Origin of the sequence: Bacillus sp. FSL K6-2971, from assembly GCF_038006405.1 — a bacterium.
GTDB lineage: Bacteria > Bacillota > Bacilli > Bacillales > Bacillaceae > Bacillus > Bacillus pumilus.
Window position 1 is genome coordinate 3,647,172 of the sequence record NZ_JBBOVD010000001.1, and the last position, 12,917, is coordinate 3,660,088.

15 protein-coding genes are annotated in these 12,917 nt (G+C 40.8%); 5 read left to right on the top strand and 10 right to left on the bottom strand.

What is annotated here, in order from left to right:
• Positions 1-13: 13 nt before the first annotated feature.
• The 3 genes from MHI33_RS19400 to MHI33_RS19410 form a co-directional block, all read right to left on the bottom strand.
• Positions 14-802 (bottom strand): PAS domain-containing protein, encoded by a 789-nt coding sequence (locus tag MHI33_RS19400; protein WP_106066110.1) that lies wholly within the window; start codon positions 800-802, stop codon positions 14-16.
• Positions 803-955: 153 nt separating this feature from the next.
• Entirely contained in the window at positions 956-1,816 is an 861-nt protein-coding gene (locus tag MHI33_RS19405) for a Cof-type HAD-IIB family hydrolase (protein ID WP_217012704.1), read from the bottom strand.
• A 372-nt stretch (positions 1,817-2,188) separates the two neighbouring features.
• Positions 2,189-2,545, bottom strand: a complete 357-nt coding sequence (locus MHI33_RS19410; RefSeq protein WP_044140110.1) for a hypothetical protein — start codon at positions 2,543-2,545, stop codon at positions 2,189-2,191.
• 117 nt (positions 2,546-2,662) lie between these two features.
• On the opposite strand from MHI33_RS19410, the gene MHI33_RS19415 reads away from it, so the two are divergent.
• The gene (locus MHI33_RS19415) at positions 2,663-3,073 is read left to right on the top strand and encodes a YwpF-like family protein (protein WP_003215215.1); all 411 of its coding nucleotides are present in this window, start codon (positions 2,663-2,665) and stop codon (positions 3,071-3,073) included.
• Positions 3,074-3,294: 221 nt separating this feature from the next.
• Here the strand turns inward: MHI33_RS19415 and mscL are convergent, their stop codons facing one another.
• Positions 3,295-3,690 carry a large conductance mechanosensitive channel protein MscL gene (gene mscL / locus MHI33_RS19420; RefSeq protein ID WP_044140111.1) on the bottom strand — a complete coding sequence of 132 codons (396 nt, stop codon included), beginning with the start codon at positions 3,688-3,690 and terminating at the stop codon, positions 3,295-3,297.
• A 125-nt stretch (positions 3,691-3,815) separates the two neighbouring features.
• Positions 3,816-4,250, bottom strand: coding sequence for a 3-hydroxyacyl-ACP dehydratase FabZ (gene fabZ, locus MHI33_RS19425; RefSeq protein ID WP_012011512.1), 435 nt, complete (start codon positions 4,248-4,250; stop codon positions 3,816-3,818).
• Positions 4,251-4,468: 218 nt separating this feature from the next.
• Between fabZ and MHI33_RS19430 the strand changes: the two genes are divergently transcribed.
• Positions 4,469-5,524: a tetratricopeptide repeat protein gene (locus tag MHI33_RS19430; RefSeq protein ID WP_065097884.1), complete on the top strand. Its 1,056-nt coding sequence runs from the start codon at positions 4,469-4,471 to the stop codon at positions 5,522-5,524.
• 14 nt (positions 5,525-5,538) lie between these two features.
• On the opposite strand, the gene MHI33_RS19435 is transcribed toward MHI33_RS19430, so the two are convergent.
• The 4 genes from MHI33_RS19435 to spoIIID all read right to left on the bottom strand — a co-directional run bounded on the left by MHI33_RS19435 (position 5,539) and on the right by spoIIID (position 8,816).
• Entirely contained in the window at positions 5,539-6,357 is an 819-nt protein-coding gene (locus MHI33_RS19435) for a flagellar hook-basal body protein (protein WP_044140113.1), read from the bottom strand.
• A 30-nt stretch (positions 6,358-6,387) separates the two neighbouring features.
• Positions 6,388-7,227, bottom strand: a complete 840-nt coding sequence (locus tag MHI33_RS19440; protein WP_003215293.1) for a flagellar hook-basal body protein — start codon at positions 7,225-7,227, stop codon at positions 6,388-6,390.
• Between the two features lie 124 nt (positions 7,228-7,351).
• A complete protein-coding gene (gene mbl / locus MHI33_RS19445; RefSeq protein WP_012011515.1) occupies positions 7,352-8,353 on the bottom strand; it encodes a cell shape-determining protein Mbl in 1,002 nt (333 codons plus the stop codon).
• A gap of 184 nt (positions 8,354-8,537) precedes the next feature.
• Entirely contained in the window at positions 8,538-8,816 is a 279-nt protein-coding gene (gene spoIIID / locus MHI33_RS19450) for a sporulation transcriptional regulator SpoIIID (protein ID WP_008343327.1), read from the bottom strand.
• A 338-nt stretch (positions 8,817-9,154) separates the two neighbouring features.
• Between spoIIID and MHI33_RS19455 the strand changes: the two genes are divergently transcribed.
• The 3 genes from MHI33_RS19455 to MHI33_RS19465 all read left to right on the top strand — a co-directional run bounded on the left by MHI33_RS19455 (position 9,155) and on the right by MHI33_RS19465 (position 11,475).
• Positions 9,155-9,568 carry a MarR family winged helix-turn-helix transcriptional regulator gene (locus MHI33_RS19455; RefSeq protein WP_044140115.1) on the top strand — a complete coding sequence of 138 codons (414 nt, stop codon included), beginning with the start codon at positions 9,155-9,157 and terminating at the stop codon, positions 9,566-9,568.
• 15 nt (positions 9,569-9,583) lie between these two features.
• Positions 9,584-10,771, top strand: coding sequence for an MFS transporter (locus tag MHI33_RS19460; RefSeq protein WP_044140116.1), 1,188 nt, complete (start codon positions 9,584-9,586; stop codon positions 10,769-10,771).
• Positions 10,772-10,875: 104 nt separating this feature from the next.
• Positions 10,876-11,475, top strand: a complete 600-nt coding sequence (locus MHI33_RS19465; RefSeq protein ID WP_044140370.1) for an undecaprenyl-diphosphatase — start codon at positions 10,876-10,878, stop codon at positions 11,473-11,475.
• A gap of 37 nt (positions 11,476-11,512) precedes the next feature.
• Here the strand turns inward: MHI33_RS19465 and MHI33_RS19470 are convergent, their stop codons facing one another.
• A complete protein-coding gene (locus tag MHI33_RS19470) occupies positions 11,513-12,901 on the bottom strand; it encodes an MFS transporter (protein ID WP_044140118.1) in 1,389 nt (462 codons plus the stop codon).
• Between the last annotated feature and the right edge of the window lie 16 nt (positions 12,902-12,917).

Below are 12,917 nucleotides of genomic sequence, written 5' to 3' on the forward strand. Positions count from 1 at the left end.
ATATGAACATAGGTTAAATGTGCAGTTTTTTCAATGCAGATTTCACGTTCATATACGTATTCAATTCACGGAAGTCTTCTCTCATTTCTCCCATTTTCATCGCAAGGTTCGGTTTAATTCCTGTCACGATGAGTTCCGTACCTGTCATTAAAATCAAATCATTCAGCTTAAAGATCGCATCTGCCACAAATGAATCGACTTCTAATAAACCAGACAGATCGACAATAAAATAATCGTCCTTGGATTGAGAGATATAGGTGGAGACTGTGGAGATAATCTTATCAAATCTTGGCGCTGTTAACGTACCAATGATCGGTAACACAGAAATACCATCTTTCACAGGAACAATGGGAACAGAAATGTTCAGCACTTCATCAATTGATTGCTCAAGAAGCTCCTGCTGTTCCTTCTCTTTCGTGACATCTTTTTGCAGACCAACGAAATAAAGACGTTTCCCTTCATTTTCGTCAATCCAAAGAGGAGCTACACTTAACTCATTCCAAAACATCTGTCCAGATTTTTTATAATTTTTCAGCTGAACAGTGACAGCCTCTTTGTTCTCAATAGCTGTTCTAATTTGTTGGAGAGAGATTGGCTCTGTTTCATTTCCTTGAAGGAAACGACAATTCTTCCCCAATACTTCGGGTTCTTGATAGCCTGTCATATCTAAAAAGCCCTTGTTCACATATATTAAAGGATTATCAGGTAAAGACGGGTCCGTCACCGTCAGGCCAACTTGAGTATAATCTAAGGCTTCCTTGATTAAATGCAGATTTTCGGACTTATAAGATTCCAGCGCCATTCGTTTACTCTCCTTAATTTCCTTACAAGCGGGTTATGTTCATCATTAAATTATATGATGTTCCACATCATGTGTAAATAGAAGTAGTTCTGAATTCCTCTTTTGTAGAATGCGCTTTATCCTATATGGATTATACAACGACATCCGATGCATCTATTTCAACAGGTGTCGAATCATATACGCCACACCATGTTCATCATTTGTTAACGTGACATGATCAGCGATTTCTTTCATATCCTGTCTCGCATTGCCCATCGCAACCCCAACACCAGCTGCTCGAAGCATCGATTCGTCATTTAAACTGTCTCCTACAGCCGCTGTCTGGCTTAAAGGAATACCAAGTCGTTCTGCCAGCCTTGTTAATGCCTGGCCTTTAGATGCATCCTTTGAACCAATTTCAAAGTTATGATCGGCTGAACTGACCATTGTGACATCTGAATCATCACCAAACATATTCCAACCTGCCTTCAATCTGTCTTCAAAGAAAGAGAAACCTAAGATGTTGTAGAATGAAAGCTTTCGATCCTCACGAAACAACTCTTTATATGTATCAATATAAGAAAAACCCGACTGACTGTATTGAACTTCTGCCGCTTGTTTTAAAACACTCAAGTCCGCTTCTGGATTTGCACTTTTTAAGCGATCCATTTCAATCGCAAGAAGCTCTCTACCACGATTCGGTGTGAAAATGGCTTCGTTTGTAAAAACTTCATAATAATAATCACGTTCTTCAAGCCATTTCAATATGTGTTTGGCCTTTTCTTCTTGTAAAGTAGCTGAATGATATACTTGTCCAGCCGGATCATGAATTACAGCTCCATTGGCACTAATCACCCATGTATTCATCCCAAGCCCATCAAAAATAGACCTCACATCAAAATACGCTCTTCCTGTTGAAACGACAACTTCCAATCCATTCGCCACTGCTTCCTTTAATGCCTGCTCATTTTCCCGACTCACTTTGTGCTCACTATTCAATAACGTTCCGTCTAAATCCGTTGCAATCAATTGAATGTTTGTCATCGTTCTCTCCTTTTTGTCTCCATTTTGGCTATCATACCGCTGATAAAATCCATCATCAAGAGGTGATCGGTTTATCATTGAATAAAAGGGTACCCGGCCACGCTACATGACCGGATACACACAAGGGGATTTAAGGGGACACATGACCTATACAAAGAAGCGATGGTTCTATTACGCAGTGTTCTTATGCTCAAGGCAGCGTCTATCAGCTTTAGCTAGAGGGGGGCTGTCAGATGCTAGACGTTACCTTTTGATTCAGACCGTACCTCCTTTCCTTTCAACTGCCCTTAGTCTACCGAGAAAGGTTGTATATGACAAAACATGAAAATGACAAAATTCCCCCTCAAATTCTCTATTACCTCTTTAATTTCTGCTTTTTACCGCTTGAGTATAAAACATCATCTTGTTTTGTTTAATGAAAAACTTATTTTTCATAAATTGATAAAAAACGTCTGAACGAATCCAATTACTTGAAGGCATGTGAATATAATCAGATCCGTCCCACGCAAACCAATAAAAACAAAGCTGCCCGTCATGAATCGACAATTGAAATTCAAAGTAGTCCATTTGATCCTCGGTGACGTATTGAAACGTGAGTGATTCACCTTCTTCCATGTACACATCACAAAATGAAAGAATGTCTCCCCATGAATAAACGCGCATTGTGCTCTTTGCCTTCTCCTCGCCAATATGTATGTTTCGCAATTGATAAGACTCCATAAAACATCTCCTTTCACTCATATGCAGCTCGCTTTAAGCAGGCAGCGGTTTCATTTATACAGATGTTGTATGCTATAATGATACTTACGAATAATGAACGCTTGTGAGGTGAAAAATATGAAAACCTTTAGGCTGATTGATTTAAAAATCGAACTTGATCCAAAGCAAGATAAAATGTCCAGCATTCCCCTTCGTGACGGTTTAATCATTAATAAAGAAGATGGCGAAAATCACTGGATGATCGAGGCACTCATTCCAAAGAAACATAGACAGGTGTTTGAGGTGCTCTTTCAGCAGCACACTGAAGTGAAGATTCTTGTGACGATCACAAAAGAAAACAACCGCCCTGTTCATCTATCTGTCCAAGTCAAAAACATTGTTGCTTTAGAAGAAAACATTTCTGTGCTGCTCGATGGTAAGATGATTACAAATCGTTACAGAACAGAAACCGAAGAAGTACTTAAAGACCTCGTCAAAGAGGGGCTTTCCGGAGAAAAACTGCTGGATGCATTTAAACAAAACACATAAAAAGAGCGGGATTAGCCGCTCTTAGATAGTTGACGAAGGGCTAAAATGAATCTTATTTTAGCCCTTTGTCTTCCTTTCAGCGTGATAGAAAACCTTTGCAGTCCAGAAAGGGCGGGCACTGGAGCGGAACGAATTGAATATTCGTGAGCACCAGAGCACAGACCTGACAACGAATGCGAGGGTTTGCCTACACGCTGAGAGCGGAGTTAGCCGCTCTTTTTTTATTGCACATCTTTCGATTGGCTTTGATTTTTCAAGAGATCTCTAATTTCAGTTAGTAAAACTTCCGTTTGATCCGGCGTTTCTACAACCTCTTCTTCCTCTACCTTTTTCCGTTTTAATTTATTCAAATAACGAATAAAGATAAAAATGGAAAACGAGATAATCAAGAAATCAATCACTGTTTGTATGAAGCTTCCATATAAAATTTGAGCAGATCCGATCTTAATAGATAGACCGCTAAAATCATGTCCGCCAATAATAATACCGACGAGCGGCATGATCAAATCATTCACAAGAGAAGTGACAATTTTGCCAAATGCTCCCCCAATGATGACACCTACAGCCAAGTCAATGACATTTCCCTTGACTGCAAATTCTCTAAATTCTTTCAGCATCTTTTATCACCTTCATCTTTTTTGTCTAATATGACGTTTTTTTGTCAAAAATGCAAGTCCTGATCCGTTCAGACTAGTTGTTTCCATATAAAAAGCGATTCATCCTTGATGAACCGCCAGGCAAATCATGATACTTTAGGACCGATAGAAAATGTGAGTTCTGCTTCACATGCCACTTCGCCATCTACTGTGGCTACTGCTTTTCCTTTTGCAACTGGACCCCTAAGGCGCGTCACTTCTACCTCTAAACGAAGCTGATCGCCAGGCTTCACCTGTCTTTTGAAACGGCATCCGTCAATTCCTGCAAACAAACCAATTTTCCCTTTGTTTTCTTCTTTGCCTAACATAATGACCCCAAACACCTGCGCAAGTGCTTCTACAATAAGCACACCCGGCATGACTGGGTATCCTGGGAAATGACCATTAAAAAATTCTTCGTTCACTGTGACATTTTTAATCCCAACCGCTCTCTTCTCTCCTTCAACCTCTAAAATACGGTCGACCAATAAGAATGGATAACGGTGTGGAATAATGTCTTGAATTTGCTGAGCATCAAGCATATCTTGATCTCTCCTTTTTTCTATATCGATGATCTTCATTTGATTCCTATAGAAGTATATTATGAATGCTCGTATTTTTCAACGTCCGCTCCACATATATGGTAAAAAATAGAATCTACTATTACCTATTGTCATCAAATATAATCCACACTACACTCATTGTTTTTTCACAAATATGGTAATATATATTACATCATTGATTGAATAAGAGGGTAAAAATGAATTTTATAAGTGATAAATCCATTAAAAAACTTCTCCATTCGTGGTATACAATGCTAAAGCATCGACATTTTTCGAAGGCTGAAGAAATCAAAATAACTCTATTAAAACATCAACGTAAAATATCAAAAAAACAGGAACTCTATTTACATTATCAGCTGATGCTTTTTCGGCATCAGCTCTGGATGAATCAGACAGAGGACTTAGAAAAAATTAAACATGAACTGATGCAGTACAAAGACCAAATGAACGATCAACTGCAATATTATTTTAACTTCTTTCTCGGTTTATACGAATCTTTAAAAAGCGATCAAAATGATGCCATTCATTATCTTGAAAAAGCAGAAGAAAAACTGCCGCTGCTAGACGATGAGCTAGAGGAAGCCGAGTTCCATTTTCGTACAAGTGGTGTTTATTATAACAACCGCTATTCGTTGTTATCGATTCGTCATGTTGAAAAAGCCATGGATATCTTTGCAAAGCACGGGGATATCCATAGCATTTATCGGTGCAAAATTGTCCTCGCACTTAACTTTAGCGATCAAAAAAAATATGAAGAAGCAGAAGCTCTTTTTATTGAGATCATCGAATACGTGAAAATCATTGATGATCAAGAACTGCTCGGTATCGTTTATTATGACGCTGGCTTTATTCAGTCGAGACAAAACCGTCACAAGAAAGCGCTGGAATACTTTAAAAAAGCACTTCATCTCCCAGCATACCGGAAGTCCGCACACTCCTATGTATCGTGCCTCTATGAAACTGTGCGTTCCTGTTATAAAGAAAATTTAACCGATGAAGGAATGAAGTATATTCAAAAAGGATTAAAAGAAGCCGTTGCTTCACAATTTGATATATTAAGAATCAAGTTCCAAATTTTATTTCTTCTCTACAGCCAAACGCCAAAGGCAGATGAGCAGATTGCAAGGCTCGTCACATGCCTTGAACGAAAAGAAGCTTGGATTGATCTTGAGGATCTGCTTGCCGATGTCTCAGATTTTTATAAAAAAAAGGGCGACTTTGAGCGAGCCGCCTTTTTTATCATGAGAGGCTGATGTCAGCCTGCTCGTTATCGAATTGTATTCACTAATCCAAGCATTTGATCACCCATCGTAATCGTTCTTGAATTCATCTGATAGGAGCGCTGTGTTGTCATGAGATCCGTTAATTCTTTAGACATGTCCACATTCGATGTTTCAAGTGCACCTTGCTGAAGCTGAATCGCTTGGCGGTTTGCTCCATTTAGTGCCGTTAATGCACCTTGATAAGTACCGTCAACTGAGAACAAATTATCTCCTTCAGAGACAAGTGCTGAAGAGTTATTGACTTGTACAACCCCTAAATTCACTTGCTGATTCGGTTGATTGTCTCTTGAAATGGCTGTTAGACGTCCATTTTTATCAATTGAAATATCACGGAAATTCGCATTTAAGACGATTTCATTTCCGTTTTCATCAAGAATCGGATGGCCTTCGCTAGTGACAAGCTGCACTTGATTACGATTATTGCCTGGCTGTAAGTAAAGAGAACCGTCTCTTGTATAACGAATATTACCGCCGACATTGACCTGCATATACTGAGATGGCGCTCCAAATGCAACATCAAGATCACGACCTGTTTCTTTAATCGAGCCTTGCAGCGAGTTAATGGACGCATTGACCATCGTACCCGTACCAAGCCTTAGCCCATCAGGTGTCAGACGACTGTTTGCCACCTGCTCATTTTTTTCATCCACTTGGTTGAACTGTTGTCTGATCAGCTCTGAGAAACGGGTATTTTTCGCACGGTACCCTGTTGTTTCACTGTTCGCGATGTTATTACTGATAATATCAAGCTGCTTTTGTACTTCGTTCATTGATACAGCTGCATTGATCATCGTTCTAAGCATGAGAATCCTCCTTTCTTTTTCATTTCTTGATTAGTACACTCTGCCGATTTCATTCACTGCTTTTTCTAAGCTTTTATCATACGCCTGAACCACTTTTTGGTTTGTTTCAAATGCTCGATAGGCGGTTGTCATTTCTGTATATGATTTCGTCACATCCACGTTCGATAGCTCCGATACACCTTGACTTAACGTATAGGACATTTGACCGTTATTGACTGCGCTTGGCAGGGGCTGGTTATCAGCTGTACGGTATAAATCATTTCCTTCTCTCGCTAAATTCCTTGTATCCATCGCAACACGTACATCAATTTGCCCGAGATTTTGTCCATTTTCACTCACAGTTCCATCTGCATTCACTTTGAAATTCTCACTCTGAACCGTAATTGGCTGACCTGTGACAGAAAGAAGGGCACGTCCATTGATAGTCAACTGATTTTGTGCGTTCATTGTAATCGAGCTGCTTTTCGTATAACGAACGCCTTCTGGGGTATTGACCGCATAAAAGAGCGCTGATTTCTGATTGGTCTCCGGGTTGATCGGCACATTATTTTCGACTAGTGCGACATCCGTTGTTTGATCTGTTGTTTTTAAAGTTCCTTGTGTAAATTGAGGGATCAGTTCCTGCATATAGGTCCCCGTATTTATGCCGCCAATCGGCGTTTGCTGCGGAACACTAAAACCTTTGCCTGAGGAAGTTTGGAAACGTCCTGACTCCATTCGGCTTAGCAGCATTTCTGGAAATGCCCGCATGGTCCCCTCATCCGCTTTATATCCTGGCGTATTCGCATTTGCGATATTATTTGAAAGCATTTCTGTCCGCCGCTCTTGAGCGATCATGGCAGATGTTGCGGTATATAGTCCTTTTAACACGTGCTCACCTCATTAAAATTCTTTCACATGACCTAAACACAATCTTCTATGAAATATATCGGCATATTTGCAGGGTTCTTTAATAAAAATCCCCCATTCTTTCGAAAAAGAATGAGGGACATCATTAGCTGAGTTTACGCTTTGGCAGCTTGTCCATATTATCAAGCATGACGCCAGTACCAACAGCTACACAATCCATCGGATTCTCAGCAACGAAAACTGGTACTTTCAGCTCTTCTGCAAGCAATTGATCAAGCCCGTTTAGAAGAGCTCCGCCACCTGTAATGATGACGCCGCGATCAATAATATCAGCTGATAATTCAGGCGGTGTTCTCTCAAGAACTTGCTTCGCAGCCTGAACAATCGCAGATACAGATTCACGCAATGCTTCTTCTACTTCTTTGCTTGTGACGGTAATCGTTCTTGGTAATCCTGTCACCATGTCTCGTCCACGAATTGAAATCTCTTCGTGACGTGCGTCTGGGAATACCGTTGCAACTTGGATCTTAATATCCTCAGCCGTGCGTTCACCGATCAACAGCTTGTACTCTTTTTTAATGTAGTTGAGAATTTCCAGATCAAATTTGTCTCCAGCCATTTTAATAGAAGAGGCGGTTACAATGTCACCCATTGAGATGACAGCGATATCTGTCGTTCCGCCTCCAATATCTACGACCATGTTTCCACTTGGCTGAAAAATATCCATACCAGCACCAATAGCTGCTACTTTTGGCTCTTCTTCAAGAAATACATGCTTACCGCCGCTTTTTTCAGCAGCTTCTTTGATCGCCTTCTGCTCAACAGATGTAATGTTTGTTGGGCAGCAGATGAGCATACGCGGCTTAGAGAATAGCCCTTTCACATTTAATGAGTTAATAAAATGCTTGAGCATCGCTTCAGTTACTTCAAAATCAGCAATTACGCCATCTTTTAATGGACGAATCGCAACAATATTCCCAGGCGTACGTCCAACCATACGTCTAGCCTCTTCTCCAACAGCCAAAACTTTCCCGCTGTTTTTGTCAAGAGCTACAACAGATGGTTCATTTAACACAATTCCTTTTCCTTTGACATGAATCAGTACATTGGCAGTACCAAGATCAATTCCAATATCCCTAGCAAACATCTATATATATCCTCCTTGAAAATCTGTTTCCATAGCAAATACCACATTCTGCCCTAATTATATATTCTATCATAATTTGCAGAAAAAAAGATATTTCTTTACAAAAGTCTTTACAAATTTTGTGGTTAGAAACTACCGATATGAGGAAGATATATATATCATGTTTATGAACAAAGAACTAAGCTTATTGTTTCACAGGCTCGCCTTCTAAAATTTCTTCTTTTTTATACTTTAATTTAGTGGCTTCTCCCCCTCGCAAGTGGCGGATTGATTTATGATAATCCAGTATCTCCTTCACTTCATTAGCCAGATCTGGATTAATTTCTGGCAGTCTTTCTGTTAGATCCTTGTGTACAGTACTTTTAGAGACTCCAAATTCTTTCGCAATTACACGAACGGTTTTCTTTGTCTCCACGATATACTTTCCTATCTTGATTGTTCGCTCTTTGATGTAATCGTGCACACCACTCGACCTCCCTAAAATGGATGTGAGAAGTGTGAAATGAGATTCGTATCAATATTATCCATTTTCAGAGGCGCTTGTTCGTCTTAATTTTTCATCCATTAGGTAGTAAATGCCAAACACGATCCCTCACCTCAAACACTCTCTTTGTCAGGTTTGTAACAGTGTATTAGCATTGCATAGGGAATATGCTAAAAATGAAGATAGGACAAGGGATTTATCAGAAAATGCAATCATTTCGAGTGGCGAAAATTTTCACTTTACAAGAATGGGTCGAGCACGTAAAATAGAAAAGGTAATTTTATTTACCTAGCTAAATATTGAATAAAGGTGAGCATATGGATACGTTAAATAGAGAGTGTTTACATCAAATACACCAAAGCGCACGCCTGCTGTCTAAAAAGGCGAACGAAGCGCTTGCTGCTTATGACTTGTACATGTCCCAATGGACTGTACTTTTTTGTTTGGATACATTCGGCCCGAAAACCCAAAAAGACATTTGGACATATTTGAACGTCGAAGCCCCAACCATTACCCGAACCGTAACCCGTCTAGAAGCAAATGGCTGGGTGCAACGTGTGCAAGGAAAAGACAAACGTGAAAATCTGATCGTGATGACAGATGATGCTAAGGCCCGATTTGAAGAAATCAAACGTACGATGGAACAATTTGAAGAAGAATGTCTTTCAGATTTCACCCACGAAGAAAAACAACTCCTCCATACACTTTTACACAAATTATCAACTGAATAGGAAGTGACATACATCATGAACGAACGCATTTGGACGAGAGACTTTATCATGATTGTCCTGGTGAATTTATTTACGTTCACCTCTTTTTATGCCCTTTTAACCTTGCTGCCTATTTACACAATGGATGAACTAAATGGAACAGAATCACAGGGCGGTCTCCTTGTGACGGTCTTCTTATTGTCCGCCATTGTGACAAGACCGTTTTCTGGAGCGATTATTGAGAAATTCGGTAAAAAACGGATGGCGATTTTCTCCTCAACGGCATTTGCCTTACTCACTTATTTATACATCTCAATTGATCAATTCCAAACGCTTCTCATGCTGCGTTTCGTGCAAGGCATCTTTTTTAGCATTTTGACGACAGTAACCAGTGCCATTGCGGCAGATATGATTCCAAAACATAAACGCGGGGAAGGACTCGGCTACTTTGTCATGTCCATGAACCTCGCTGTGGTTATCGGTCCATTTATCGCACTCAATCAAGTAGGTAAAGTAGGATTCCATTCCTTATTCCTTCTTTTTTCCATTATCGTTACCATTGGTGCCGCTTTTACGATGCTGATCAGACAGCCAGAGCTTGAAGATGGGGGTAGTGTCGTCTTCCGATTTACTTTTTCTCATCTGTTTGAAAAAGGTGCATTAAAAACAGCGGCGGTCGGCATCATTATTTCATTCTGTTATTCGCCGATCATTTCATTTATTTCAGTCTATGCCAATTCCCTTCACTTGATGGGGGCAAGCAGTTATTTCTTTATTGTGTTTGCGGCAGCGATGCTTGGATCACGTCCATTTACAGGAAGACTTTTTGACCGAGTAGGACCTCACATTGTGATCTATCCTTCGATTGCTCTTTTTGCGATTGGTTTATGGATGCTGACAGCTACACATTCAGCTACAATGCTTCTTCTATCAGGTGGTGTCATTGGACTTGGCTATGGATCGCTAGTACCATGTTTACAAACACTTGCCATTCAGCACTCACCAGCTCACCGTACAGGCTATGCGACGGCTACTTTCTTCACTTTATATGATACGGGTATTGCTGCTGGCTCATTTGTATTTGGTCTTCTTGTCAGTTTCACAGACTTTTCAAATGTATATCTCATTGCAGGTATTGTTGTCTTGCTCAGTATGATTGTTTTTTATTGGAGCGAACGAAAGCCCCAAGAAGCAAAAGCACAGAAGGTCTCCCTATCAGAATAGGATTCTATTTTAAACTTCAACGGAAACATGCTAAAATATAGGATGTTTCAAATAAACGATTATTTGACAAATAGTTGGCATTAAGCGAAGGTATAGGTGATGTTTTGAATTACGAACTGTTTAAAGTGATACACGGGATGGCTCATCATTCTGAGTTTTTAGATCAGGCCATGATTTTCATTACGAAAAAGGCCATTCTTGTGTACGCCCTTGTCTTATTGATTTGCTGGTTTTTAGGTAATCACAAATTTAAGAAGCATGTCTTCTTTTCCGGTGTAACGGGCATCGCGGCACTTATCGTCAATTTTGCGATTACACTGTTTCATTATGAGGAGCGACCGTTTGTGGCGCATAAAGTCGACACACTCATTCCGCACTCAGCAGACGCTTCCTTCCCAAGTGACCATACAACAGGTGCACTGGCTCTTTCACTTGCCATTCGATCTCGTAATAAAAAGCTTGGCAACATCTTGCTCGTCTTTGGATTACTCACAGGATTCTCCCGCATCTGGGTCGGTCACCATTATCCATTAGATGTTTTAGGCAGCTTGATCGTATCGATTGTGGTCGTGTTTATCATGAATAAATTATGGAAGTTCTTTGACTCTCCAATTGATCGCATCGTCACTTTCTATGAGACAATTGTAGGGAAAATATTCAGAAGGAAGCAAAAGGATCAGGGCTCTGACCTGTCTAACTCTTAAGCGGCTTGCGATAACGTGATGAAGAATCTTCTTCCACTTATCGCGCCGCTTTTTTTATTGAATGTCCTCCTCTGACCTTGTTCGAAAAATAAAGACTGACACCGATGCCGATAAGGGAAATCATGATCAACGTCCAGCCTAACTGCTCAAAATGAGGACCAGCAATTTCATCCCCAAACAGCATACCGAGAACAGCAGATGACAGAATGGAACCAAGGTAGCGGCATGTTTGAAAAAGCCCAGAGGACGTGCCAATCATATGCTGAGGGCTTGCCTTGAGCATGGCAGCTTGCAGCGCAACATTTCCAATCCCGTAACTAAGTCCAAGCAGCGCTAGAACCAGCCCTTTCCCCCATAATGGTGCCGGAATAAAAAAGAAGGTCATCGCAGACGCCCCAGCCAGCATTAATACCGCACTGGCTAATACGGGATGGCGTTCATCCCCGCGGTCCACCCACTTTCCCGTCAGCGGAGAGATAATGATGCTCACCCCAGACATGCAAAGCATAAAAAGACCCGTCATTTCCACACGCCAGCCTAATTCATCTTGGAAATAGCTCGGCAAACCAAAGAAAAGACAATAGAAAAAGATATTTAAAATGATAAATTGCACATACACGAGTGAAAGCCGCTGCTCCTGTCTGAACATCCGAATTTGAATAAACGGTTCATCCACCTGATACTCCCACCAAATAAAAGCGCCTGCACTCACGAGACAAAGAATCCCCTGTACATATTGAATGCCATGACCTAGTGATAATAAAAACGAAAGCAGAAGGACAATACAAACTGTAAAAAGCAACATGCCTGGCAGATCGAGCTTCCGTATCGTTTCACCTATACGTAGCTTTCTCTTTTTCTGCTCCTTTGGAAACAAAGATAGTCCAAGAAAGAAGCTGATCAAAATAAAAGGCAGATTCACTAAAAAAATAGCCGGCCAGCCACCGATTGTCATCAAAAAGCCGCCAAGTGTCGGTCCAAGCGCCGTCATCGCTGAAGCAAAAATGGACAATACCGCTAACGCCGATGCCTGCTTGTCTTGAATATGATCCCGAATGAGTCCGACACCAGAAGGATAAATGGCACTGCTCCCAATTGCCTGCAATAGCCGGATCACAATCAGCACCGCAAACGTCGGGGCAAACGGCGCACAGATGGCTGAGACCGCCACAAGACCCAGTCCGAATAAAAATAATGTTCTCCGGCTCATCACATGATCCCCAATCCGGCCGCTCACCGGCTGCGTCACCGCACTAGCTAAATAAAAAGACGAAATAAGCCAAGATACAGTCGTAAATGACAAACCGAATTCATGTTGGATTTGATGCAAGGCCAAAGAAATCATTGAGGAATTCAACGGATTTAACATCGTCCCAAAGGCAATAGCAGTTAAAAAGACTTTTCGGTTGTCCCTCCACTTCTTCATACACCGACCCCCTCTT